Below are 24,422 nucleotides of genomic sequence, written 5' to 3' on the forward strand. Positions count from 1 at the left end.
TGCCACGATAGGCGGGTTCGGGTCCGCGTCCGAACCAGGGAGAGACATGACCGATCCAGAAACGCCCGACCAGGGTCCGGTTCCGCCGCCGGTTCCTCCGGTGCAGCCACCGGTGCCGCCGGTGCCTCCGCCCGCGTCGCCGTACCAGGCATCCGTCCCACCTCAGCCTCCGTCGCCGTACTATGCCGCCGGGCCGCAGAAGCCGTCGACCGTGCTGAGCCTGCTGGCGATGATCTTCGGCATCATCGGGGTCCTCCTTTCCTGCTGTTACGGTGCAGGGTTCCTTTTCTCGCTCGCCGGGGTCATTCTCGGCCACCTCGGCCTCAAGCGAGAGCCCGCGCGGGGGATGGCTCTCGCCGGACTCATCACCGGATACGTCGGGCTCGGGATCGCGCTCGTCTGGGTCGTGATCGGCATCGGCTTCGTCGTGTTCGCCGTCAGCACGGGCTACTAGGCGCACCCGCGCGCAGCTCAGACGATGAGATTGCGAAGGACTCCGCTGTAGACGGTGGCGCCGATGGCGATGGCCGCTGCGATCCAGTAGAGGGTAGTGGCCACTCCCGCCTTCCCGCGTCGCCCTGCGACGACCCCCACGAGCGAGACGGCGACGGCCAGGTAGCCGGCCACCACGAGCGGGTTCATGGCGAGCGAGCCCAGGAGGTCGCCGTGCAGCAGGGAGTACAGGGAGCGGGTGCCCCCGCAGCCGGGGCATTGCCATCCGGTGAGGTGCAGGAGGGGGCACGGCGGGAAGATCGTCTCGGCGTAGGGGTTCCGCGCGGAGAAGAATGCGACGGCTCCGGCATGCAGAACGACGGCACCGGCGCCCAGCGAGACGCCCAGCGGATGGCGTCGCACCCGGCCTCCCACGTCTCGAACGCGCATCGCCCCTCCCTCCGGTGTCTCAGACTACGCGCGACGGCCCCGACCGGCATCCCGACCTGCGGCCCGTACCGTTGACAGGGTCCGTCCGCGGTGAGACTATGGCTCCGCCGGACGCACGTCCGCACACAACAACCATGGAGATCACATGACTGACCCCAACGTTCCCGCGACACCGCCGCCCGCACCGGCTCCCGCGAACCCGTACACCGCGGCTGCGCCCGCCGGCAAGCCGACCAACGTTCTCGCGATCATCGCACTCATCGCCGCCTTCGTGATCGCCCCCGCCGGCATCATCTGCGGGCACATCGCTCTCGGCCAGATCAAGAAGTCCGGTGAGGGCGGCCACGGCCTCGCGCTGTGGGGCACGATCCTCGGCTACGTGTTCACCGTGCTGTGGATCCTGATCTTCCTGTTCTCGATCCTCGTGCCGCTGCTCATCCTGGGCACCTACGGCAGTGTCGTGAGCAACGTCCCCGGCTACTGATCTCGTAAGGCGGAGCGGGTCGCGCGCGAGCGCGGCCCGCTTTTCCGTTCCGGGGCTGACGACGTCGTCGCTGCGGGATCAGTCGCGTTCGGCCAGGAGTGCGGTGTGGCGTCCGGCGACGCGGGTGAGGATGAGCGTCGCGGCGGCGTCCCCCTTCGGGGAGAGCTTCTTCCGCAACTCGGCCGGGTCGACATCCACCCCGCGCTTCTTGATCTCGAGGGTTCCGATGCGCCTCGCCGCAACGAGCCTCTTGAGCGCGCGCACGTCGTAGGGGAGCGACTCGAGTACGCGGAATCGCGAGGCGAACGGGGTGTCGACCGCGGCATCCGCGCTGAACCAGGCGATGCCCTCGCTGAGCATCGTCGCCCCGATACTGCGCGCCAGGTCGCCGATGAGGCGGGCACGGATGACCGCGCCATCCGGTTCGTAGACGTACGCGCCCGGCGGGCCCACCTCCACATCGGGGCTGTCCTCCGCGGCGGTGAGCTCCGCGCTGCCGCCGGCGGCGATGACGGTCGCAGCCCTGCGGATGCCGGGCCGGGCGACCGCGCCGAACCAGAGCGCCAGCTCGACGACCTCGCCGCCCACCGAGACCCACTGCGCCTCCGCCTCCTCGGGGATGAGATCGCGGTCGATGCCGGGGCCGAGCTTGATGCCCGTGGGCAGCCGCCGGGCGAGATCGAATGCGAAGTCGAGCGACGGCGACCAGTCGGCGGGGTTCTTCAGCCTCGTGGTCCCATGCCGCCGTGCCGGGTCGAGCCACACGCCGTCGATGCCGTCGAGCGGGTGGTCCTCCACGGAGGCGTTGACGACCTCGGCGTTCGACCACGGCGCGAGATTGTAGGCGGCGATCGCGGCGGTCACCTCATCGCGTTCCACGGCGGTGACCCCGAGGTCGAGGGCGGCCATGGCGAGGGCGTCGCCCCCGATGCCGCAGCCGAGGTCGGCGATCCGGCCGAGCCCCGCGCCGCGGAACCGCTGGGCGTGCAGGGCGGCCACCGGGAGTCTCGTCGCCTGCTCGAGCCCAGCCTCGGTGAAGAGCATCCGGTCGGCGAAGTCGGAGAACTTGTCCCTGGCGCGACGGCGCAGCTTCGACTGGCTGAGCACCGCAGCGACGAGGGTGGGCGGATGACCCGCCGCGCGCAGCGCACCCACCGTGCGCACGACATCCGCCGCCGAGTCGTAGGGCGGTAGCTCATCGAGCAGGCGCAGCCCCTCGGCCGAGAGCAACTCGACGAGCTCGCTCTTCTCCATCGCCCCATTCTTGTCCCAAATGAAGGCACTCGGGGCCGACGAGCACGAGTCCATGGGCAACTTTCGCCCATCCGGTCGGGAATGCCTTCATTTGGGACAGGAGGCAGCTGGATTGGCACTCACGTTGCGAGAGTGCCAACCAGACGAGTACAGTTGATCTGGCACACTCGCAGTGAGAGTGCTAACCCCACGAATTTCGAAGTGTAAGAAAGAAGAGGTCAACCGTGTCGGTGTCCATCAAGCCGCTCGAGGATCGCATTGTCATCAAGCAGGTCGACGCCGAGCAGGTCACTGCGTCCGGCCTCGTCATCCCGGACACCGCGAAGGAGAAGCCCCAGGAGGGCGAAGTCGTCGCAGTCGGTCCAGGTCGCATCGACGACAACGGCAACCGCGTCCCGCTCGACATCGCGGTCGGTGACAAGGTCATCTACTCCAAGTACGGCGGCACAGAGGTCAAGTTCGGCGGAGACGACCTGCTCGTCCTCTCGGCCCGCGACGTGCTCGCGGTCGTCGTTCGCTGACGAACGCCTCACCAACGCTCGAGCCTCAACAGCTCCCAGTCGAAAAGCCCGCCCGGTGTGAACCGGCGGGCTTTTCGCGTTGAACCCTCACATGCGAGATGATCAGCGGATGCAGGTGAACCAGTCCACGAGGGATCCAGCGGGCTCGACGCGTTCCGGTACGCTCTTCGCGTTCGCCGCGTACGGGCTCTGGGGCTTCATGCCCATCTACTTCCTCGTCCTGGCGCCCGCGGGCCCGTTCGAGATCGTCGCGTGGCGAGTGTTGTTCTCCGTCATCTTCTGCGCGCTCATCATCCTGATGCTGCGGCGGTGGGGAACCGTCCGCAGGCTCCTTCGCGACCGCCGGACCATGCTGACCCTCGGCCTGGCCGGTGTGCTCGTCTTCCTCAACTGGCAGGTGTACGTCATCGCTGTCGTGTCCGGGCGCGTGAATGAGGCAGCACTCGGATACTTCATCAACCCGATCGTCACGATCCTCATCGGCGTCATCGTGCTGCGCGAAAAGCTGCGGCCAGTGCAATGGATGGCGGTCGCCGTCAGTGCCATCGCGGTCATCGTGCTCGCCGTCAACTACGGCGCCTTCCCCTGGATCTCGCTCGCGCTGGCCTTCTCCTTCGGTCTGTACGGCCTGGTCAAGAAGCGGGTGGGCCCCCGGGTGGACGCCCTGACCGGCCTCGCCGTCGAAACCGCCTGGCTCACCCCGATCGCCATCGTGCAACTGGTCTTCGTGGGTGCGACGACCGGGGTCGTGTTCGGGACCGCGGGGGTTGCCAACACGGTGCTCCTCGCGGCGGCGGGCATCGTCACCTCCGTCCCGCTGCTGCTCTTCGCGGCCGCTGCTCGCCGGTTGCCGCTCGTCATCATCGGGTTCGTCCAGTACCTCACCCCGGTTCTCCAGTTCCTCATCGGCACGTTCATCATGCACGAGGCGATGCCGCTCGAGCGGTGGATCGGATTCTCGCTCGTGTGGCTCGCCCTCGTCGTCCTCAGCACCGATATGGTGCTTCACGCGAGGTCTGTGCGACGCGCCTCACCGCTGCCGGGCTGAGCCTTAGGTATTCTTCGGGGGTGCCGCACCATCCGAAGAGTCCATCCGTGAGCGCGCGCGCCCTCGCCGCCACCACAGCCGGAGTGCTCTGCCTCGGCCTGGCCGCCTGCACGCCGGAGCCGATGCCGGTGCCGACATCGACGCCCAGCGAGACGGCCGCCCCCCGCGGTGACGGGGTGCTCACGATCGGAACCCTCTTCCCGACCACGGGCGCCACAGCCTTCCTCGCTCGGGCGCAGGATGCCGGGGTCGAGCTCGCCATCCGGGAGATCAACGAGGCGGGTGGGGTCAACGGAGCGAAGGTGGTTGTCTACCACCGCAACTCCGGCGACGCCACGACCGAGAAGGCGGAGGAGTCCCTCGCCGGCCTCGTCGAGAAGAAGGTGGATGTCATCATCGGCCCGTCGTCGTCCGTGCTGGCCGAACGCATCCTGCCGAAGGTGCTCCAGGCCGGCATGACGATGATCTCCCCCTCGGCGACGAGCCCAGTGCTCTCCACCCTCCCCGACGACGGCCGGCTGTTCCGCACCATCCCGTCCTCCTCACTCCAGGGGGTGGCGCTCGCCGAGCTCGCCGGCGACGGCAAGAAGGTCGCACTCCTCTACTACTCGGATGCCGCCGGCCACGACATGCATGACGCCCTCGAATCGGCGCTCGACGACACCGGCGGCGAACTGGTTGTGGACGAGGGTTTCACCGAGACCACGAACTCCGTCGACCGGATGATCACCGCCGTCAAGCGGACAGAGCCGGACATGGTGATCCTCTTCAGCCCGTTCAGCGAGATGAAGAGGAACAAGGAACTGCTCACGAAGCTCGCCGCTGCGAAGCTGGCGGGGTCGCGCCTCTGGCTCACCAGTCAGAACCTCGCCGACTACTCTCAGGCGCTTCCCGCGGGAACGCTCAAGGACGCCAACGGCATCCTCGAGGGGATCGCTCCGGACAAGGCCTTCGAGAAGCGGGTGAAGAGCGCCGACCCGGCGGTGAAAGACTTCCACTACGCGGCCGAAGCCTACGATGCCACGATCCTCGCCGCCCTCGCAGCAATCCTGGCGAAGGACGACAGCGGGGTGTCCGTCGCGGATGCCCTGGCCGATGCGTCCTCCGGCGGGATCAAGTGCACGAGCTTCGGGGAGTGCCTGGACGTCCTCCGTACGATGCCGGACATCGACTACGACGGGGTGAGCGGGCCGCTGGCCTTCGACAAGAACGGTGACCTGCGCTCGGCGGTGTTCGGGTTGTACCGCTACGGCGCCGAGAACAAGTACACCCTCGTGGGGAACACCGCGGCGGGCTGATTTCTTCGGAATCCGTCGAATTTTCGCGATTGCGCCCCCTTTTCGGGGGCAATCAACATCACGAAAGGTAACGATTCCGCCGTGTTACCGGCCTGTGACCCCCCACTGTGGTGCTCCGCCCGGATACTCAATACCCTTACAGCAACGGCAGTGCAATTCTGTCGTGTCAGCACACTCGAAACGCAAGGAGCAACATGAGCGTATTCGCGAAGGCCAAGGCCTCCCGCTCAAAGAACCTCAAGTCGACCCTCACCGGGCTCGCCATCGTCGGAGTGGGAGCGCTGGTCCTCAGCGGCTGCACCCCGACCGACAGCGGGACCCCGGCCGGTCCGCGCGAGGATCTCACACTGAAGATCGGCACCCTGCTTCCGCAGACCGGTGCCCTGGCGTTCCTCGGCCCGCCCGAGGAGGCCGGCGTTGCGCTCGCTGCCCAGGAGATCAACGACGCCGATCTCGGCATCACCGTGGAGGTCACCTACGGCGACTCCGGCGACCCGGACAACAAGGCGTACGCGACCACGGTCCCGAACCTCCTCTCGGAGGGTGTCGACGCTGTTGTCGGCGCCGCCTCGTCGGGTGTGTCCAAGCTGGTGATCGACCAGATCATCGGTGCCGACACTCTGATGTTCTCCCCGGCGAACACCTCGCCGGACTTCACCACCTGGGACGACCACAACCTGTACTGGCGTACCGCGCCCTCCGACCTGCTCCAGGGCGAAGTGCTCGGAAACCTCATCGCGGATGACGGTGCCAGCACGCTCGGCATGATCGTCCTCAACGACGCCTACGGCACGGGCCTCGAGAAGGTCACCAAGTCGACGTTCGAAGACGCGGGCGGCACGGTCGTCGCATCCGAGTTCTTCAACGCCGGTGACACCAACTTCTCGGCGCAGATCTCCGCAGTGCTCGCCCAGAGCCCGGACGCGATCGCCCTGATCACGTTCGACGAGATCTACACCATCCTGCCCGCGCTCAAGGATGCCGGCTTCGACACCTCCAAGGTGTACCTGGTCGACGGCAACCTGAAGCAGTTCGGCAAGGACCTGCCTCCGGCGACTCTGACCGGTGCGAAGGGAACCACCCCGGGCCCGGTGCTCGCGGATGACTTCCAGCAGCGCCTGAACGACATCTACTCGTCGGAGTTCGGTGGCACGCTGGACGACTACAGCTACGCTGCAGAGTCCTACGACGCGGTCATCCTGATCGCGCTTGCTGCTCTCGCCGCGAACTCGACGGATGCCGTCGACATCGCGACGAAGCTGCAGGAGGTCTCCGGTGGCTCCGGCAACGGCGAGAAGGTGACCGACTTCGCGTCGGCCGCCCAGGTGATCATCGATGGCGGCACGGTCGACTACGACGGTGCTTCCGGACCGATCACGTTCGACGACGCCGGTGACCCGACCGAAGCTACCATCGGTATCTTCCAGTACGGTGACGACAACATGCACACCCGCATCAACTAAGACGCGGTAGGTACAGGAAGGGCCCCGACTTCGGTCGGGGCCCTTCCCATGTCGTGGGGGCGTGGGAGAGGAGTTCTTCCTCCTCAGCTCAGACATTGAGGGTGTTCGACGGCCGCGAGGGCCGCCGAACACCCTCAAAACTCGACACCCCGGAAGAACTCCTCTCCCACACCCTAGTCACCGTTCCGACCGAAGTCGGGGGGAGAGAGGGACGGTGTTAGGCGGCGTCCTCGCCGAGGGTTCCGAGGTAGAGGTTGATGACCTTGGGGTCGTTCAGCAGCTCGCGCCCGGAGCCCGTGTAGGCATCCGTGCCCTGATCGAGCACGTAGCCGCGGTCGCAGATCTGCAGGCAGCGCCGGGCGTTCTGCTCGACCATGATGGTCGTCACGCCGGCCTTGTTGATCTCCGAGACCCGGATGAACGCCTCATCCTGTCGAACCGGCGAAAGCCCGGCAGAGGGTTCGTCGAGCAGCAGCACGTGCGGGTCCATCATGAGGGCGCGTGACATCGCGACCATCTGCCGCTCACCACCGGAGAGCGAGCCCGCGCGCTGTTTGAGCCGCGACGACAGCTCGCCGAAGATCGAGGTGATGAACTCGAGCCGCTCGGCATAGATGCGCGGGTTCTGGAACAACCCCATCTGCAGGTTCTCCTCGATCGTGAGCGAAGGGAACACGTTGTTGTTCTGTGGAACCATGCCCACACCCTTGGCGACGAGTCGGTAGGCCGCGAGCCCCGTGATGTCTTCGCCGAACAGGGAGATGGAGCCGCTCCGGATGTTCACCTGACCGAAGATCGCCTTGAGGAGGGTCGACTTGCCGGCGCCGTTGGGGCCGATGATGCCGATGAGCTCGCCCTCGCCGACGGCGATGCTGCAACTGTTGAGGATGTCGATCCCCGGCAGGTAGCCCGCCGTCAGATCGGTGACCTCCAGGACGGAGCGCGGTGCGGTACCGGTGGTCATTTCGTGCCCTTCTTCGAAGCCTTCTCGGCGGGAGTCGGCAGCTCGATTCGACCGGTGACGACACCGAGATCGACATCCTGGTGGCTGCCCAGGTAGGCGTCGATGACCGCCGGGTCCTTCATGACGATCGCGGGCGGGCCTTCGGCGACGATCCTGCCCTCGGCCATGACCACCACCCAGTCGGCGATGTGGCTCACCATCTGCATGTCGTGCTCGACGAAGAGCACGCTCATGCCCTGCTCCTTGAGTCCGAAGATGTGGTCGAGCAGCGACTGGGTCAGCGCCGGGTTGACACCGGCCATGGGCTCGTCGAGCATCACCAGGGTCGGATCGCTCATGAGGGCCCTGGCCATCTCCAGGAGTTTCCGCTGCCCGCCGGAGAGGCTGGCGGCGAAGTCGTCCGCTTTCGCATCCAGCTTGAAGCGCGCGAGCAGTTCCATCGCCTTGGACTCGATCTCATCGTCCTGAGCACGCCACAGCCAGGGGAACATCGCCGACCAAAGATGCTCCCCGAACTGGTCCTTGGCCCCGAGCTTCATGTTCTCCATGACGGAGAGCATGCTCAGCGCCTTGGTGAGCTGGAAGGTACGGATCTGGCCCAGCTGGGAGACCTTGAAGGAGGGGATCCCGGCGAGCGCGATCCCGTCGAACGACCAGGTCCCGGTGTTCGGTTTGTCGAAACCGGAGAGGAGGTTGAACAGTGTCGTCTTGCCTGCGCCGTTCGGCCCGATGAGCGCGGTGATGACCCCGCGCTGGATCTCCAGATGATCGACGTCGACGGCCGTGAGCCCGCCGAAGTGACGGGTCACATTGTCGGCGACCATGATCGGGTCGGTCTTCGAGACCCCGGGGACGAAGTCCCCCGTTGTGATCCCGGTCGACTTCTCGCGTGCGTTATTTGCGGGCATTGAATGACAGCTCCCTCTTGTCGCCGAGTATGCCTTGCGGGCGGTAGATCACGATGAGCATGAGCGCGAGCCCGATGAGGACGAAGCGCAGGATGCCGGCCTGCGACGGCGTGATCCCCGGCAGCCAGCCCGCGGCGGACAGGGCGGGGAGGAAGAGGCCGAGGAAGGCGTAGATCATCCAGAAGATGCCCGTGCCGAGCACCGGTCCCCAGATCGTCGCCGCGCCGCCCAGGAGCAGGATCGTCCAGAGGAAGAAGGTGAGCGACGGCAGATAGACCTGCGGCACGACCGCGGAGGGGAGAACCAGGACGACGCCGCCGAAGGTTCCCAGAATGCCGCCGATGATGAGCACCTGCATCTTGTAGGCGAACACGTTCTTGCCGAGGGCGCGCACCGCATCCTCGTCTTCGCGGATGCCGCGGACCACCCGTCCCCAGGGGCTGCGCATGAGTGCCCACACACCCCAGATCGCGAGGGCCAGGATGGAGAGTCCGAAGACCCTGATCCACAGCTCCGTCTCGTTGTAGGTCCATGGACCGAAACCGTAGGTCCCCTCGGGGAAGGGGTTGGCCTGGCGGAAGCCCTCGTGGTAGCCGCCGAGCCCGTCCGCGGAGTTGGTGACGTTATCCAGCAGCGTCGACTGGACGATGAGGCGCAGGGCCTCGGCGGCGGCGATGGTCGCGATGGCGAGGTAGTCCGCGCGAAGCCGCAGGGTCGGGATGCCGAGGATCAGAGCGAACACGATCGAGGCGCCGATGCCGACGAGGATGCCGGCCCACCAGGGCCAGTGGAGCGACAGGATCGTGATCGCATAGCCGTAGCCGCCGATGAGCATGAACCCGGCCTGGCCGAAGTTCAGGAGGCCGCCGTAGCCGAAGTGCACAGCGAGCCCGACGGTGGCGAGAGCGTAGGCGATCGTCTCCGGAGCGAGGATCCACGAGGCGGTCTGTAACAGGATGCCGAAGAAGTCCATTTATCCGACCCTCTCTTTCTGGCCGAGCAGGCCCTGTGGTCTGAAGAGCAGCACGATGATGAGGATCAGGAGCGGACCGACGTACTTGATGTCCGCCGAGAGCCACAGTGGCGTGAGCTCGACGAGGAAGCCGACGATGATCGAGCCGACCAGCGCGCCGAAGGCGGTGCCCAGCCCGCCGAGAACCACCGCGGCGAAGATCAGCAGCAGGATCTGCCAGCCCATGTCCCACTTGATACCGGGCCGGAAGTAGGCCCACAGGATACCTGAGAGGCCCGCGAGGACGGTGCCCAGGATCCAGACCAGTCGCACGACGCGGTCGACGTCGATACCGGATGCGGCGGAGAGCGACGCGTTGTCGTTGATCGCCCGGGTGGCCTTGCCGGTGCGCGTGTACAACAGCCAGTACGCGACAGCGACGAGCACGACCGCCGAGATGCCCATGCTGGCCATGTCGACGATGGACAGCGAGATCGGACCGAGGAGGGGGAGCTTCGCGGTCGTCGCCGGATCCGTGGGAAGAAGAGTCGTCCCACCGCCGATGAAGAACTGGAAGACGTACCGCAGGGTGAGGGAGAGCCCGATGCTGACGATCATCAACTGGACGACACTCAACCCCCGTTTTCGCAGGGGTTTCCAGATCACGACGTCTTGGGTGAACCCGGCGACCGCCAGAAGCACGAGTGTGATCGGGATCGCGAGCCACATCGGCCAGGACAGGAACACGCCGAAGGTGAGCGCTAAGACCGCCCCGAGCGTCACCATCTCGGCGTGGGAGAAGATCGCGATGCCGGTGGTTCCGAAGATGAGTGAGAGCCCGATCGAGGCGAGGGCGAGCATGAGGCCGAAGTTGAGGCCGCTGATGAGGCTTGAGATCAACTGGTCGATGAACGGTGTGACCGTGCGCTCGCCGGCGCCGAGGAAGAAGTTCACCGACTTCTTCTTGGTCAGCCCGAACTCGGCTTCGATCGTGGCACCACGATCGGTGATCGTGACCCGATCGTTGCCCTCCTCGCTCACGATGACGCCCTCGGGGAGGGTCGACTCGACGAGCGTGATCTTGTAGGTGGCCTTCTCGGGGACGCCGACCCGCCACTTGCCGTCGGCATCCGTCTTGACCTCGGCCTCGTAGCCGCTGCCCTCGACGATGAGCGTGACGTCATCGAGCGGCTCGCCGTTGTATTTGACGTTGCCGCTGAAGATGTAGTCGTACTTATCGGTGTTGGTCTCATCCGCCGTCGCCGGGGATACGGCGGTCATCGCGAACGCGAGTGCGGCGAATATCACTGCGAGGAGGAGAACGAGAGGGCGCTTTGCGAGCGACCGGGACCGTTGAGTTGTGACCACGAGACCTCCAAGACGGACCAGCGAAGAATCTTTGGGACCTCGGGTTCTGGTTGCCGTCATCGTTGACAGTACCTGCCGATTATGTCGCATGGAGCACTCTCAATTCCACACGAGGGCGCAGAGCTGCCGCGTCCTGGGCGGCTGAGCGCAACAAACGCTACGATTAATTACCGGATTCAGCGTGGCAACCGGCCTCTTATCGCGACGAGTAACAATTCGGAGACTCATGGAGCAGCCAGACCCGTTCGGATTCATCGGACTCACCTACGACGACGTCATGCTCCTGCCGGGGCATACGGATGTCATCCCGAGCGAAGCGGACACCTCATCCCGTCTGACGCGCAACATCCGGGTCGCCACACCGCTCATCTCGGCGGCCATGGACACGGTGACCGAGGGTCGCATGGCGATCTCGATGGCACGCCAGGGCGGGCTCGGCATCCTGCATCGCAACCTCTCCATCGAGGACCAGGCGACCTTCGTCGACAAGGTCAAGCGCAGCGAGTCCGGCATGATCACGAACCCGGTGACGACGACCCCGGATGCGACGGTCGCCGAGGTCGACGCGCTGTGCGGGCAGTTCCGGGTCTCCGGCCTGCCGGTCGTCGAGGGCGACGGCAAGCTCGTGGGCATCATCACCAACCGGGACATGCGCTTCGTGTCCCAGTTCGAGAAGCAGACGACACTCGTGCGCGACGTCATGACGAAGCTGCCGCTCATCACGGCGCCCACCGGGGTCGACCCGGATGCCGCGGTCGCGATCTTCGCGCAGCACAAGATCGAGAAGCTGCCGCTCGTCGACGCGAACGGCAGGCTCACCGGACTCATCACGGTCAAGGACTTCGACAAGACGGAGCAGTACCCGAACGCGACGAAGGACGATGAGGGGAGGCTGCGGGTCGGCGCCGCGATCGGCTTCTTCGGCGACGCCTGGCAGCGCGCCGGCGCGCTCGCCGACGCGGGCGTGGACGTCATCGTCGTCGACACGGCGAACGGCGACTCCGCGGGCGAGATCAACATCATCCGCCGGCTGAAGGGCGACTCGGCCTTCGACGGGATCGACATCATCGGAGGGAATGTCGCGACGCGTTCCGGAGCCCAGGCGCTCGTCGAGGCGGGGGCGGATGCGATCAAGGTCGGCGTCGGGCCGGGCTCGATCTGCACGACGCGCGTCGTCGCCGGCGTCGGGGTGCCCCAGGTGACCGCGGTGTACGAGGCGTCGCTCGCGGCGCGCGAGGCGGACATCCCGGTCATCGCGGACGGTGGCCTGCAGTATTCGGGCGACATCGCGAAAGCGCTCGTGGCCGGGGCGGAGTCGGTCATGCTCGGATCGCTGCTCGCCGGAACAGACGAGAGCCCCGGCGACATGCTCTTCATCAACGGCAAGCAGTTCAAGTCGTACCGCGGCATGGGGTCGCTCGGCGCCATGCAGACCAGGGGCAAGCGCACCTCGTACTCGCGCGACCGCTACTTCCAGGCCGACGTTCCGAGCGACGACGAGCTCATCGCCGAGGGCATCGAGGGCAAGGTGGCCTACCGGGGGCCGGTGTCCTCCGTCGTGTACCAGCTGCTCGGCGGCCTTCGGCAGTCCATGTTCTACACCGGCGCGCACACGATCGACGAGCTGCGGGCCAACGGAAAGTTTGTGCGGATCACGGCGGCGGGGCTCAAGGAGTCGCACCCGCACGATATCCAGATGGTGGTGGAGGCGCCCAACTACCGGCACTAGCTTTTGCGGGGGCGCGTCCGCAATTCCTGTAGTCTGGTCGGCTCGCCTGTGGTGGGCCTCCGGCATCCGGAGTCGCGTACCGAGGATCACACCCATGGGATACATCGACGTCAACGGCGTATCGCTGTCGCTGCCCGACGGGCGGCCGCTGCTCGACGACGTGAGCTTCCGCGTCGGTGAGGGCACGACGAGTGCGCTCATCGGGGCGAACGGCGCGGGCAAGTCGACGCTGCTGCGCATCATCCGGGGCGAGCAGAAGGCGGATGCGGGGGCCGTCTCGATCGACGGCGCGCTCGGCATCATGGACCAGTTCGTCGGTCACCTGCGGGACGCATCCACGGTGCGGGACCTCCTCGTGTCGGTCGCGCCGACCCGGATTCGCGCGGCATCCATCGGACTCGACCGCAGCGAGACCGCGATCATCGAGAACGACGCACTCGAGACGCAGATGGCCTACGCGAGTGCGCTCGCCGAGTATGCGGAGGCGGGCGGCTACGAGCAGGAGACGGTGTGGGACGAGTGCACGACGGCGGCGCTCGGCATCCCGTTCGAGCGCGCCAAATACCGCGAGGTCACGACCCTTTCCGGCGGTGAACAGAAGCGGCTCGTGCTGGAGGCACTCTTCCGTGGACCGGATGACCTGCTCCTGCTCGACGAACCGGACAACTACCTGGATGTGCCGGCGAAGCGCTGGCTGGAGGGGACGCTGCGTGCGTCGAAGAAGACCGTGCTGCTCGTGAGCCACGACCGCGAACTCCTCGCGCGTGCCGCTGACCGCATCATCACGCTCGAACTGGGTGGCGCAGGGGCGACGACGTGGACGCACGGTGGTGGCTTCGGCACGTACCACGACGCGCGGAAGGCGCGCATGGACCGGCTCGATGAGTTGCGACGCCGCTGGGACGAGCAGCATGCGAAGCTGCGCCAGCTCGTCCAGGCGATGAAGGTCAAGGCGGCGGCGAGCGACGAGTTCGCCTCCCGTTACCACGCGGCGATGACGAGACTACGGAAGTTTGAGGAGGCCGGGCCGCCGCTCGAGCGCCCCGTCGAGCAGGATCTCGCCATGCGGCTGCGCGGTGACCGCACCGGCAAGCGCGCTGTCGTGTGCGAGCAGCTCGAGCTCACGGGGCTCATGGCTCCGTTCGACCTCGAGGTCTGGTTCGGCGACCGGGTGGCTGCGCTCGGGTCGAACGGCTCCGGGAAGTCGCACTTCCTTCGGCTGCTCGCGCTCGGCGGGACCGACCCCGACCCGCGCGCCGGGCACCTGACGTCGGTCGGCGCGACCCTCACACCGGTCGCCCACACCGGCGCCGCGAAGCTCGGGGCGCGCGTCGTGCCCGGATGGTTCGCGCAGGTGCACGAGCATCCGTCACTCCTCGGGCGCACGCTGCTCGACATCCTTCACCGAGGCGACGACAACCGGAACGGGATGGCGCGGGAGGCGGCGAGCCGCGCCCTCGACCGGTACGGGCTCGCCGAGGCGGCCGAGCAGAACTTCGAGTCGCTCTCCGGCGGCCAGCAGGCGCGGCTGCAGATCCTGCTGCTCGAGCTCTCCGGGGCGACACTGCTGCTGCTCGACGAGCCGACCGACAACCTCGACCTCGTCTCGGCAGAGGCGCTGCAGGATGCCCTGGAGCGGTTCGAGGGGACCGTCATCGCCGTCACCCACGACCGGTGGTTCGCGCGGTCGTTCGACCGCTTCCTGGTGTTCGGTGCCGACGGCCGGGTCTACGAGTCGGATGCGCCGGTCTGGGATGAGAAGCGCGTCGTCCGTCCTCGCTGACCGGCGTGCGCGGGTCGGCTAGCGGAGGCCGGCCAGGCGAGCTACGGCCTCGGTGAGGGTTTCCGGCGAGCAGGCCAGGTTGAGGCGGGCGAAGCCGCGGCCGGGAGCGCCGAAGGGCGGGCCGTTGCTCAGCGCGACCTTCGCGTGCTCGAGCGCGTACTCCGCCGGGTCGTCGCCCCAGTCGAGCGCGCGGAAGTCGAGCCAGGCCAGGTAGGTGGCCTCCGGCATCCGGTACTTCACGGTGGGCAGCTGCTCGGCGAGCAGGGTCGTCAGCAGCCGTCGGTTCGCGTCGAGCGAGGAGATGATGCCGTCGAGCCACTCCGTGCCCTCGCGGTACCCGGCGATGCTCGCCTTCAGCCCCAGGATGCTCGTCCGCCAGTACACCTCGAGCGGCATCGAGCCGACGACCTGCTGGTTCGGCCCGCCCGCGGTGACCATGACCGCGCACTTGAGGCCGGCGAGATTCCATGCCTTGCTCGCGGCGGTGACGCAGACGCCGACCTCGCGCGCCGCATCCGAGACCGAGAGGAACGGGGTGAACGCGGCATCCGGGTAGGTGAGCGGCCCGTGGATCTCGTCGCTCACGATGGTCGCCCCGTACTTCGCGGCGAGGTCGGCGACGGCGCGCAACTCGTCGGCCGAGTGCGCGCGGCCCACCGGGTTGTGCGGGTTGCAGAGGAGGTAGGCGCGGGCTCCATCCTGGAATGCGCGCTCGATCCCGTCGAGGTCGAGCGACCAGCCCTCATCGAGTCCGCCGGCGAGCGGCACCTCGACGATGCGCGCGCCGGACTCGGCGACAAGGTCGAAGAACGGGAAGTACACGGGCGGGTTGACGATCACGCCCTCGCCGGGTTTCGTCACACGGCGCAGGGTCTCGACGATGGCGACCCCGACATCCGTCGTCGTCCAGACCTGGGCCGGGTCGACGGTCCACCCCCAGCGGGCGGCGGCGAAGGAGGCGAACGCCTCGGGCAGGTCGGACGTGGGCGGGGCGTAGCCGGTGTCCGAGTCGCGGATGGCGGCAGCCAGCGTCTCAGCGATGGGCGGGGCGAGCGGGTAGTCGGTCTCGGCGACGAAGAGCGGGAGCACGTCATCCGGGAACGCGCGCCACTTCATGCTCGTGCGCTGCCGGAGCTTCTCGATCGAATCTGCCTTCACATCCATGAGCCCAGCTTGCCACCTCCGTGACTGTCCCAAATGAAGGCATTGCGGATGCTGCGGCACGGCACCACGGGCATGCGCGGATGACGGATGCCGGATTGCCTTCATTTGGGACACGGAGCGGGAGCACAGCGGCAGGGCTCGGTAGGCTTGATGCGTGAGTGACATCGAGATCGGCCGGGCGAAGCGCGGGCGACGCGTCTACGCATTCGACGACATCGCGATCGTGCCCAACCGGCGCACGCGCGACCCGGAAGACGTGTCGGTGAGCTGGACGATCGACGCCTACCAGTTCGACATCCCGGTGCTCGCGGCCCCCATGGACTCGGTCGTCTCGCCGGCGACCGCCATCCTCATGGGCCGATTCGGCGGGCTCGGTGTGCTCAACCTCGAGGGTCTGTGGACCCGCTACGACGATCCAGAGCCGCTGCTCGAGGAGATCCGCGCGCTGCCGGCTGACAAGGCGACGAAGCGCATGCAGGAGATCTACGCCGAGCCGATCAAACCCGAGCTCGTGACGAGCCGCCTCGCCGAGATCCGTGCTGCCGGCGTCACGGTCGCCGGCGCCCTCTCGCCGCAGCGCACCCAGCAGCTCTACAAGACCGTCGTCGAGGCGGGGGTCGACCTGTTCGTCATCCGCGGGACGACCGTGAGCGCAGAGCATGTCTCCAGGAACCAGGAGCCGCTCAACCTCAAGAAGTTCATCTACGAGCTCGACGTGCCGGTCATCGTCGGCGGCGCCGCCGGTTACACGCCTGCGCTCCATCTCATGCGTTCCGGTGCGGCGGGCGTGCTCGTCGGGTTCGGCGGCGGGGCGGCGTCCACGACACGGGCGAGCCTCGGCATCCACGCCCCCATGGCCACGGCCGTGGCGGATGTCGCGGGCGCCCGCCGCGATTACCTCGACGAGTCGGGCGGCCGCTACGTGCACGTCATCGCCGACGGCGGGCTCGGCAGCTCCGGAGACATCGTCAAGGCGATCTCGGTCGGGGCGGATGCCGTCATGCTCGGCAGCACGCTCGCCCGCGCGACGGATGCCCCTGGCGGCGGCATGCACTGGGGAGGAGAGGCGCACCATCCGGAGCTCCCGCGCGGTCGCCGTGTCGAGGTCGGGTCGGTCGCGCCGCTCGAACAGATCCTGTTCGGCCCGTCGACGACGGCCGACGGGACCGTCAACCTCGTGGGCGCGCTCAAGCGCTCGATGGCGACGACCGGCTACTCCGACCTCAAGGAATTCCAGCGGGTCGAGGTCGTGCTCGCTCCCTACCACGCCTAAGGAAGACCATGGCGAAGAAGACCGTCACCCGCTCCTCGAAGCTCGGCCCCGCCGAGCGCGCCGCGGCGATCGCCGCGCTCAAGGAGAAGGAGCTCGACATCCTGGTGGTGGGTGGCGGCATCGTCGGCACCGGCAGTGCGATGGATGCCGTGACCCGGGGGCTTCGGGTCGGCATGGTGGAGGCGCGCGATTGGGGCAGCGGCACGTCGAGCCGGTCGTCCAAGCTCGTGCATGGCGGCATCCGGTATCTCGAGCAATTGAACTTCCGCCTCGTGCGGGAGGCCCTCATGGAGCGCGGCCTGCTGTTGCAGCGTCTCGCCCCGCACCTCGTGAAGCCCGTGCGCTTCCTCTACCCGCTGAAGACCCGCATCGTCGAGCGCCTGTACATCGGCGCCGGGATGCTCCTCTACGACCTGTTCAGCTACAGCGGCGGTCGCCCACCAGGGGTTCCGCACCACCGGCACCTGAGCAAGAGGCAGGTGCACCGGCTCATGCCGAGCCTGCGCGACGACGCCCTCATCGGCGGCATCACCTACTACGACGCCCAGGTCGACGATGCGCGCTACGTCTCGAGCCTGGCCCGCACGGCATCCTTCTACGGCGCCCACGTGGCTAGCCGGGTGCGGGTCGAGGGATTCCTCAAGGTGGGGGAGCGCGTCGTGGGGGTGAAGGCGCACGACCTGCTCACCGGCGAGCGTTTCGACATCCGGGCCCGCCAGGTCGTCAACGCGACCGGGGTGTGGACGGATGACACCCAGTCGATGGTGGGCGAGCGCGGCCAGTTCAAGGTGCGCGCGTCGAAAGGCATCCATCTCGTCGTGCCGCGGGACCGCTTCCAGTCGAAGGTCGGCCTGCTGCTGCGCACCGAGAAGAGCGTGCTCTTCGTCATCCCGTGGGGCCGGCACTGGCTCATCGGCACGACCGACACCGACTGGAATCTCGACAAGGCGCATCCGGCCGCGACGGCCGCCGACATCGACTACCTGCTCGAGCATGTCAACAAGGTCATCAACCTGCCGCTCACCCGTGAGGACGTCGAGGGCGTCTATGCGGGGTTGCGGCCCCTGCTGGCCGGCGAGAGCGACGAGACCTCGAAGCTCTCGCGCGAGCACATCGTCGCGCACAGCGTCCCCGGCCTCGTCGTGATCGCCGGAGGCAAGTGGACGACGTACCGGGTGATGGCGAAGGATGCGATCGATGAAGCGGCCGCCGCACTCGATGGCAGGGTGCCGGAGAGCACGACCGACGAGATCGCGCTGCTCGGTGCCGAGGGCTATCAGGCGGCCTGGAACAAGCGCTCCAAGATCGCGCGAGCCTTCGGGGTGCACAAGGTGCGGATCGAGCATCTGCTGAACAGGTATGGAACGTTGACGGATGAGCTGCTCGACCTCATCCGGGAGCGCCCGGAATTGAATCATCCCCTTCCGGGGGCGGACGACTACCTCGAGGCGGAGGTCGTCTACGCCGCCACCCACGAGGGCGCGCTGCACCTGGACGACGTGCTCGCCCGCCGTACCCGTATCTCGATCGAGGCGTGGGATCGTGGTGTCTCCGCCGCCCCCGTGGCCGCGCGGCTCATGGGCGGGGTCCTGGGTTGGGATGCCCCCCGAGTCGAGCAGGAGGTCAGCCACTACCTCAAGCGGGTCGCCGCGGAGCGGGCGAGCCAGGAGCAGCCGGATGACGCCTCCGCCGACCGGGTTCGGCTGGAAGCGCCCGACATCGTCGTCGCAGGGTAGCGATGCCGAGGAACGAGAACATCGCATGCTGAGGATCGCCCTGAGGCCGCGCTGGATCGCAGCCCTCGTGCTCGCGCTCGCGGTCGCCGCGGGGTTCGCCCTCCTCAGCCAGTGGCAGCTCTCCCGCAGCGTGAGCACCGGAACGGTCGTCGAACGGCCGACCGAGACGGTGCTGCCCCTCGCCGAGGTCGCGCAGCCGCAGGAGCCGATCAGGACCGACGCCGACGGCCAACTCGTCACCGCGAGCGGTGAGTACCTCGCCGGCGACACCATCGTCCTGAGCGACCGCATCAACGGTGGGCAGGCCGGTTACTGGGTCGTCGCGCACCTCAGGACCGCCGACGGCGCCGGCCTCGCCGTCGCACTCGGCTGGAGCGCCGACCGGAACGGGGCGGCATCCGTCGCCTCGTCGCTCGAGGGGGGAGAGGCGACCGTGACCGGGCGCTTCGTCGTCGACGAGGCGCCGCAGACATCCGATTTCGAGCACGGAGAGCTCAGTACCCTCGCGGCGGCCGCCCTCGTCAATCTGTGGCCGGATGCCGACCCGGCCGGAATCTACAACGGGTACGTCGTCGCGGGGGAGCCCTCCGGCGGCCTCGCGAAGATCGACTCGCCGCGCCCGGTGACCACCGTCGAACTCAACTGGCTCAACGTCTTCTACGCCGCCGAGTGGGTGATCTTCGCCGGTTTCGCCGTCTTCCTGTGGTGGAGGCTCGTGCGGGACGTGTGGGAGAAGGAACAACGCGCGGCGGCCCCAGACCCGAATCCGTAGACTTAGGTCATGCCCCAGCTGCCTCGTGTGACCGATATTCCCCGCATCCGCAAGACCGTCGCCGTCTACAAGGTGTCGGCCATCGTCACCGGGACTTTCCTGCTGCTCCTGTGCCTCATGATGGTGTTCCGCTACGTCATGAACGTCGACATCGAGCTCGGCGGCCCCGACGGGTTCCTCGCCCTCACTCCGAAAGAGGCGATCGTCGGGATCGACCTCTCCACCATCATCCTCATCGTGCACGGCTGGCTCTACGTGCTCTACCTCGCCTGCGACTTCCTGCTCTGGCGTTTCATGGGCTGGACGTTCGGGCGGTTCCTCCTCATCGCCCTCGGCGGAATCGTGCCGCTCCTGTCCTTCTTCTTCGAGCGCAGCGTGCCGAAGCGGGTCGCCGCGGAGGTCGCGGCCGTGGAATCCGGCGCTGCGGTGGCCGGCACGGAGGTTCCTGCATGAGCGGTCGCGGTCCGGTCCTCGTCGTCGACTTCGGTGCCCAGTACGCTCAGCTCATCGCGCGACGGGTGCGTGAGGCGGGCGTCTACTCCGAGATCGTGCCGCACACCATCACCGCGGCAGAGCTCGCCGAGCGGACGCCTTCCGCCGTCATCCTGAGCGGGGGCCCGTCGAGCGTCTACGAACCGGGATCGCCCTCGCTCGATCCCGGCATCCTGCAGCTCGGCCTGCCCGTGCTCGGCATCTGCTACGGCTTCCAGGTCATGGCGCAGCAGCTCGGCGGCGAGGTCGCCAACACCGGTCTGCGCGAATACGGGGCGACGGATGTCGTGCTCGCCGGCGACGGCGGCGTGCTGCTCGCCGGGCAACCCGCCAGCCAGGTCGCCTGGATGAGCCACGGCGACTCCGTCGCGACCGCTCCCGATGGCTTCACCGTGCTCGCCTCGAGCGCCTCCACCCCGGTCGCGGCGTTCGGCAGCGACGCGCAGCGCCTCTACGGCGTGCAGTGGCATCCGGAGGTGAAGCACTCCGAGTTCGGTCAGCGCGTGCTCGAGAACTTCCTGCACGAGGCCGCGGGGCTGCCCGCCGACTGGAACAGCGGCAACGTCATCGCCGACCAGGTTGCGCGCATCCGGGAGCGGGTCGGCGACTCGCGCGTCATCTGCGGGCTCTCCGGCGGGGTCGACTCCGCCGTCGCCGCCGCACTCGTGCACCGGGCGGTCGGCGACCAGCTCGTGTGCATCTTCGTCGATCACGGGCTGCTGCGGCAGGATGAGCGCCGCCAGGTCGAGGAGGACTTCGTCGCCTCCACCGGCGTCCGGCTGGTCACCGTCGACGCTGTTGAACAGTTCCTCGACGCGCTTGCCGGGGTCACCGATCCGGAGACGAAACGCAAGATCATCGGGCGCGAGTTCATCCGCTGCTTCGAGAACGCCGCCGAAGCGCTCGTGCTGGAGGCGGCCGCCGACGGGGCGCCCATCAAGTTCCTCGTGCAGGGCACCCTCTACCCGGATGTCGTCGAATCCGGCGGCGGCAGCGGCACCGCCAACATCAAGAGCCACCACAACGTCGGAGGTCTGCCCGAAGACCTCCAGTTCGAACTCGTCGAGCCACTGCGCGCCCTGTTCAAGGACGAAGTGCGTGCGATCGGCCGAGAGCTCGGCCTGCCAGAGCCGATCGTCGCCCGCCAGCCGTTCCCGGGTCCTGGCCTCGGCATCCGGATCATCGGCGAGGTCACCCGCGAACGTCTCGACCTGCTGCGACTCGCGGATGCGATCGTCCGCGCCGAACTGACCGACGCCGGCCTCGACGCCGACATCTGGCAGTGCCCGGTCGTACTGCTGGCGGACGTGCGGTCGGTCGGCGTGCAGGGCGACGGGCGCACCTACGGGCACCCCATCGTGCTGCGACCGGTGTCGTCGGAGGACGCGATGACGGCGGACTGGTCGCGGCTGCCGTACGACGTGCTGGCTCGCATCTCGAACCGGATCACCAATGAGGTGCCGGGGGTGAACCGGGTGGTGCTGGATGTGACATCCAAGCCGCCGGGCACTATCGAGTGGGAATGACGACCACGTTGTGGTGAAGGTTCATGAATTCAGGCGTCCGTGACGACATCCAGGCGCGCGAGCAACTGCTCGACCTGAGCCCGGATCCGGTCGCGGATGCGGCGCACCTCTTCCCTCGGAAGGCCGGCCGGGTCGTCGAGCTCCCAGTCCTCGTACCGCTTGCCCGGGTACACCGGGCAGGCGTCGCCGCATCCCATAGTGATCACGACATCCGCCGCCTGCACCACGTCGTCGGTGAGGGGCTTCGGGAACTCTTCGGCCAGGTCCAGGCCGAGCTCCGCCATGACCGCGGTCACGGTCGGGTTCAGCTCCCGGCTCGGCGCCGAGCCGGCGGAGCGCACGTGCACGCGGCCGCCACCGAGGTGGTTGGCGAAGACCGCAGCCATCTGTGATCGTCCGGCGTTCTGCTCGCAGACGAAGAGGATCTCGGGAACGGGTCTTTCGATCGAGCCTTTCGCCTGGGCCAGGGCGGTGAGGCGATCGCTCGCGAAGCGGGTGGTTCGCACGGCCAGGTGCGCGGTCACCGTCGAGGTGCGCAGCAGCGCCGTGTACGACTCGAGCACGTAGCGCTCGACCGTCTCCGTGTTGAAGACCCCGGAGAACCTGGACGCCAGCTCGGCGGCGAGACGCCGAAGATAGTCCTCGGGGTAGGCGAGCCCGGGTTGGCCGCGCCGGTCGCTGAGGTCCACGGGCGTCAGGCCTGAGCCGGGAGGATCTCGCTCAAGAGCCCCTCGATGCGCCGCTTGATGTCGTCGCGAATCGGCCGGACAGCGTCGATGCCCCGACCGGCCGGGTCGTCGAGCTCCCAGTCCTCGTACCGCTTGCCGGGGAAGATCGGGCAGGCGTCGCCGCAGCCCATGGTGATGACGACGTCGGAGTCCTTGACGGCATCCGTGGTCAGGATCTTCGGCACGTTGTTCGCGATGTCGATGCCCTCTTCGGCCATCGCCTGAATGGCGACCGGGTTGATCTCGTCCTTCGGCTCGGAGCCGGCCGAGAGCACGGTCACCCGATCGCCGGCGAGGGCGGCCAGATAGCCCGCAGCCATCTGCGAGCGGCCCGCGTTGTGCACGCAGACGAAGAGGACTGTGGGCTTGTCGGACATGGCTCCTCCGTCACGGCGTGCAGGGCATCGACAGATGTCGATGTAATAAGTATCGGGGTGTCACCGTGACGAGACAATCTGCGCGGGAATCGTTCACCAGATATTCACCTGGAGCCGATCCGCCGATCGCCATCTGCTCCATCGACATCTGTCGATGTAACGATAGGCTGACGCCCATGTCTGCAAGACTTCGCCGGGTCGTGGCCGAGTTCCTCGGCAGTGCTCTCCTGGCCGCTGTCGTCGTCGGATCGGGCATTGCGGCGGAGCGACTCTCGCCGAGTGATGTCGGGCTGCAATTACTGGAGAACGCCCTGGCGACAGCCCTCGCCTTGCCGGTGCTCATCCTGCTGTTCATCCACATCAGCGGCGCTCACTTCAACCCGGTCGTGTCTCTGGTCGACTCCGCGATCGGCCTGCGCGCGTGGCGGGACACCGCCGTCTACATCCCTGCCCAGGTCGCCGGCTGCATCGCCGGAGCCGTGCTGGCCAACCTGATGTTCGGCGCCTCCGCCGTCTCCTGGAGCACCAAGGAGCGCCTCGGCGCCGGCACCTTCCTCGCCGAGATCGTGGCCACGGCGGGGCTCGTCCTGGTCATCTTCGCCCTGGCCCGCACCGGTCGCGCATCCGTCATCCCGGCCGCGGTCGGCGCCTACATCGGCGCTGCCTACTTCTTCACGGCCTCGACCAGTTTCGCGAATCCGGCCATCACGATCGGGCGGATGTTCAGTGAGAGCTTCGCCGGTATCGCACCGAGTTCGTCGCTCGGCTTCATCGCGGCGCAACTGCTCGGCGGCGGCATCGGGTACCTGCTGGTGCGATACTTCTACCCGCGCGTCACCGTGTGAGGTGGTTGGGACCGGTGCGAAGGATGCCCGACCAGGTCACTCGCGGAGGATCGCCAGGAGGCGCAGGATCTCCAGATACAGCCAGACGACGGTGACCATGATGCCGAAGGCGGCCGTCCAGCCGTAGATGCGCGGTGCCCCACGCTCGACTCCGGTCTTGATGCTGTCGAAGTCCAGAACGAGGGAGTATGCGGCGAGAAGGATCACGAGGATGCCGAGAATCAAGCCGAGCGGGATGCCGAAGATCTCGGCACTGCGCAAGCCAAACGGCTGGTCGTTGACCCCGGTCAACATGAGCACGAGGTTCAGGACCGAGAACACGAGGTAGCCGATCATCGCGACCATGAAGACCTTCGTCGCCTTCTTCGATGCGCGCACCTTCCCGCTCGCGAAGAGAGCCAGCGTGACGCCGATCACGACGAACGTGCCCAGCACCGCTTGCACCGCGATCCCCGGGTACAGGAACTCGAAGAAGTTCGTCACCCCGCCGACGAAGACACCCTCCACCGCCGCATAGGCGAGCACGAGTGCGGGCGAAGGCTTCTTCTTGAAGATGTTGACCAGCGCCAGCACGAAGCCGACGATCATCGCCGGCAGGAAGAGCGATGGAATGAACCAGCCGACGGCCGCACCGACCAGCAGGATGCCGAAGCTCACGACGATCTTGACGATCGTGTCCTCGTAGCTCATCCGGTCGGTCTCGGCCGGCGTTGCCGACGGACGCGAGTAGAGCTCGGTCAACTGCTCGGCGGTGAGCTCGGGGACGGCGGGACGGGCGAGCTGCGCCGCCTTGGTCGCGCTCGCGGAGAAGGCGGGCGAGTTGCTGAAGGCCGGATTCGATGACGCCATGGGTTC

24 protein-coding genes are annotated in these 24,422 nt (G+C 67.4%); 14 read left to right on the forward strand and 10 right to left on the reverse strand.

Features of this window, described 5'->3' with window-relative positions; genetic code table 11:
- Positions 1 to 46 precede the first annotated feature (46 nt).
- Positions 47 to 454 (forward strand): DUF4190 domain-containing protein, encoded by a 408-nt coding sequence (locus ABD678_RS03205; RefSeq protein ID WP_344753643.1) that lies wholly within the window; start codon positions 47 to 49, stop codon positions 452 to 454.
- A 17-nt stretch (positions 455 to 471) separates the two neighbouring features.
- Here ABD678_RS03205 and ABD678_RS03210 read toward each other — a convergent pair whose 3' ends face one another.
- Positions 472 to 882 (reverse strand): DUF2752 domain-containing protein, encoded by a 411-nt coding sequence (locus tag ABD678_RS03210; RefSeq protein WP_344753645.1) that lies wholly within the window; start codon positions 880 to 882, stop codon positions 472 to 474.
- A 145-nt stretch (positions 883 to 1,027) separates the two neighbouring features.
- Here ABD678_RS03210 and ABD678_RS03215 point away from each other — a divergent pair, with 145 nt between their 5' ends.
- Positions 1,028 to 1,366, forward strand: a complete 339-nt coding sequence (locus ABD678_RS03215) for a DUF4190 domain-containing protein (protein ID WP_344753647.1) — start codon at positions 1,028 to 1,030, stop codon at positions 1,364 to 1,366.
- A 78-nt stretch (positions 1,367 to 1,444) separates the two neighbouring features.
- On the opposite strand, the gene ABD678_RS03220 is transcribed toward ABD678_RS03215, so the two are convergent.
- Positions 1,445 to 2,620, reverse strand: coding sequence for a class I SAM-dependent methyltransferase (locus tag ABD678_RS03220; RefSeq protein ID WP_344753649.1), 1,176 nt, complete (start codon positions 2,618 to 2,620; stop codon positions 1,445 to 1,447).
- Positions 2,621 to 2,844: 224 nt separating this feature from the next.
- On the opposite strand from ABD678_RS03220, the gene groES reads away from it, so the two are divergent.
- From groES to ABD678_RS03240, 4 genes are all read left to right on the forward strand, one after another.
- On the forward strand, positions 2,845 to 3,141 hold the full coding sequence (groES, locus tag ABD678_RS03225) for a co-chaperone GroES (protein WP_344753651.1): 297 nt from the start codon (positions 2,845 to 2,847) through the stop codon (positions 3,139 to 3,141).
- Between the two features lie 109 nt (positions 3,142 to 3,250).
- Positions 3,251 to 4,189, forward strand: coding sequence for an EamA family transporter RarD (gene rarD / locus ABD678_RS03230; RefSeq protein WP_344753653.1), 939 nt, complete (start codon positions 3,251 to 3,253; stop codon positions 4,187 to 4,189).
- 47 nt (positions 4,190 to 4,236) lie between these two features.
- Positions 4,237 to 5,487 (forward strand): ABC transporter substrate-binding protein, encoded by a 1,251-nt coding sequence (locus tag ABD678_RS03235; protein WP_344753655.1) that lies wholly within the window; start codon positions 4,237 to 4,239, stop codon positions 5,485 to 5,487.
- A gap of 194 nt (positions 5,488 to 5,681) precedes the next feature.
- Positions 5,682 to 6,950, forward strand: a complete 1,269-nt coding sequence (locus ABD678_RS03240) for an ABC transporter substrate-binding protein (protein ID WP_344753657.1) — start codon at positions 5,682 to 5,684, stop codon at positions 6,948 to 6,950.
- 217 nt (positions 6,951 to 7,167) lie between these two features.
- Here ABD678_RS03240 and ABD678_RS03245 read toward each other — a convergent pair whose 3' ends face one another.
- The 4 genes from ABD678_RS03245 to ABD678_RS03260 are packed head-to-tail and all read right to left on the reverse strand — an operon-like array spanning position 7,168 to position 11,082.
- On the reverse strand, positions 7,168 to 7,914 hold the full coding sequence (locus ABD678_RS03245; RefSeq protein ID WP_344753659.1) for an ABC transporter ATP-binding protein: 747 nt from the start codon (positions 7,912 to 7,914) through the stop codon (positions 7,168 to 7,170).
- Positions 7,911 to 8,822, reverse strand: coding sequence for an ABC transporter ATP-binding protein (locus ABD678_RS03250; protein WP_344753661.1), 912 nt, complete (start codon positions 8,820 to 8,822; stop codon positions 7,911 to 7,913). The genes ABD678_RS03245 and ABD678_RS03250 overlap by 4 nt, the downstream gene beginning before the upstream one ends.
- A complete protein-coding gene (locus tag ABD678_RS03255; protein ID WP_344753663.1) occupies positions 8,809 to 9,795 on the reverse strand; it encodes a branched-chain amino acid ABC transporter permease in 987 nt (328 codons plus the stop codon). The genes ABD678_RS03250 and ABD678_RS03255 overlap by 14 nt, the downstream gene beginning before the upstream one ends.
- Complete coding sequence (locus ABD678_RS03260; RefSeq protein WP_344753665.1) at positions 9,796 to 11,082, reverse strand: branched-chain amino acid ABC transporter permease; 1,287 nt, start codon at positions 11,080 to 11,082, stop codon at positions 9,796 to 9,798. It abuts the gene before it with no gap.
- 286 nt (positions 11,083 to 11,368) lie between these two features.
- Here ABD678_RS03260 and guaB point away from each other — a divergent pair, with 286 nt between their 5' ends.
- Complete coding sequence (gene guaB, locus ABD678_RS03265; protein WP_344753667.1) at positions 11,369 to 12,871, forward strand: IMP dehydrogenase; 1,503 nt, start codon at positions 11,369 to 11,371, stop codon at positions 12,869 to 12,871.
- Between the two features lie 94 nt (positions 12,872 to 12,965).
- Positions 12,966 to 14,654 (forward strand): ATP-binding cassette domain-containing protein, encoded by a 1,689-nt coding sequence (locus tag ABD678_RS03270; RefSeq protein WP_344753669.1) that lies wholly within the window; start codon positions 12,966 to 12,968, stop codon positions 14,652 to 14,654.
- 18 nt (positions 14,655 to 14,672) lie between these two features.
- Here ABD678_RS03270 and ABD678_RS03275 read toward each other — a convergent pair whose 3' ends face one another.
- Positions 14,673 to 15,818: a MalY/PatB family protein gene (locus ABD678_RS03275; RefSeq protein WP_344753671.1), complete on the reverse strand. Its 1,146-nt coding sequence runs from the start codon at positions 15,816 to 15,818 to the stop codon at positions 14,673 to 14,675.
- A gap of 154 nt (positions 15,819 to 15,972) precedes the next feature.
- Here ABD678_RS03275 and ABD678_RS03280 point away from each other — a divergent pair, with 154 nt between their 5' ends.
- From ABD678_RS03280 to guaA, 5 genes are read left to right on the forward strand one after another with little or no spacing between them, the layout of a single operon-like run.
- Entirely contained in the window at positions 15,973 to 17,091 is a 1,119-nt protein-coding gene (locus ABD678_RS03280; protein ID WP_344753673.1) for a GuaB3 family IMP dehydrogenase-related protein, read from the forward strand.
- A gap of 8 nt (positions 17,092 to 17,099) precedes the next feature.
- Positions 17,100 to 18,827, forward strand: coding sequence for a glycerol-3-phosphate dehydrogenase/oxidase (locus ABD678_RS03285; RefSeq protein ID WP_344753675.1), 1,728 nt, complete (start codon positions 17,100 to 17,102; stop codon positions 18,825 to 18,827).
- A 25-nt stretch (positions 18,828 to 18,852) separates the two neighbouring features.
- The gene (locus ABD678_RS03290; RefSeq protein WP_344753677.1) at positions 18,853 to 19,599 is read left to right on the forward strand and encodes an SURF1 family protein; all 747 of its coding nucleotides are present in this window, start codon (positions 18,853 to 18,855) and stop codon (positions 19,597 to 19,599) included.
- Positions 19,600 to 19,608: 9 nt separating this feature from the next.
- A complete protein-coding gene (locus ABD678_RS03295) occupies positions 19,609 to 20,052 on the forward strand; it encodes a DUF3817 domain-containing protein (protein WP_344753679.1) in 444 nt (147 codons plus the stop codon).
- Positions 20,049 to 21,617 carry a glutamine-hydrolyzing GMP synthase gene (gene guaA, locus ABD678_RS03300; protein ID WP_344753681.1) on the forward strand — a complete coding sequence of 523 codons (1,569 nt, stop codon included), beginning with the start codon at positions 20,049 to 20,051 and terminating at the stop codon, positions 21,615 to 21,617. Before ABD678_RS03295 ends, guaA begins: the two co-directional genes overlap by 4 nt.
- 29 nt (positions 21,618 to 21,646) lie before the next feature.
- On the opposite strand, the gene ABD678_RS03305 is transcribed toward guaA, so the two are convergent.
- A complete protein-coding gene (locus ABD678_RS03305; RefSeq protein WP_344753683.1) occupies positions 21,647 to 22,306 on the reverse strand; it encodes an arsenate reductase ArsC in 660 nt (219 codons plus the stop codon).
- Positions 22,307 to 22,311: 5 nt separating this feature from the next.
- Positions 22,312 to 22,722: an arsenate reductase ArsC gene (locus ABD678_RS03310; RefSeq protein WP_344753685.1), complete on the reverse strand. Its 411-nt coding sequence runs from the start codon at positions 22,720 to 22,722 to the stop codon at positions 22,312 to 22,314.
- A gap of 176 nt (positions 22,723 to 22,898) precedes the next feature.
- Between ABD678_RS03310 and ABD678_RS03315 the strand changes: the two genes are divergently transcribed.
- Positions 22,899 to 23,567, forward strand: coding sequence for an MIP/aquaporin family protein (locus ABD678_RS03315; protein WP_344753687.1), 669 nt, complete (start codon positions 22,899 to 22,901; stop codon positions 23,565 to 23,567).
- 36 nt (positions 23,568 to 23,603) lie between these two features.
- Here the strand turns inward: ABD678_RS03315 and ABD678_RS03320 are convergent, their stop codons facing one another.
- A complete protein-coding gene (locus tag ABD678_RS03320; protein WP_344753689.1) occupies positions 23,604 to 24,416 on the reverse strand; it encodes a Bax inhibitor-1/YccA family protein in 813 nt (270 codons plus the stop codon).
- Positions 24,417 to 24,422 lie beyond the last annotated feature (6 nt).

The organism is Leifsonella bigeumensis (assembly GCF_039537265.1).
Lineage (GTDB): Bacteria > Actinomycetota > Actinomycetes > Actinomycetales > Microbacteriaceae > Terrimesophilobacter > Terrimesophilobacter bigeumensis.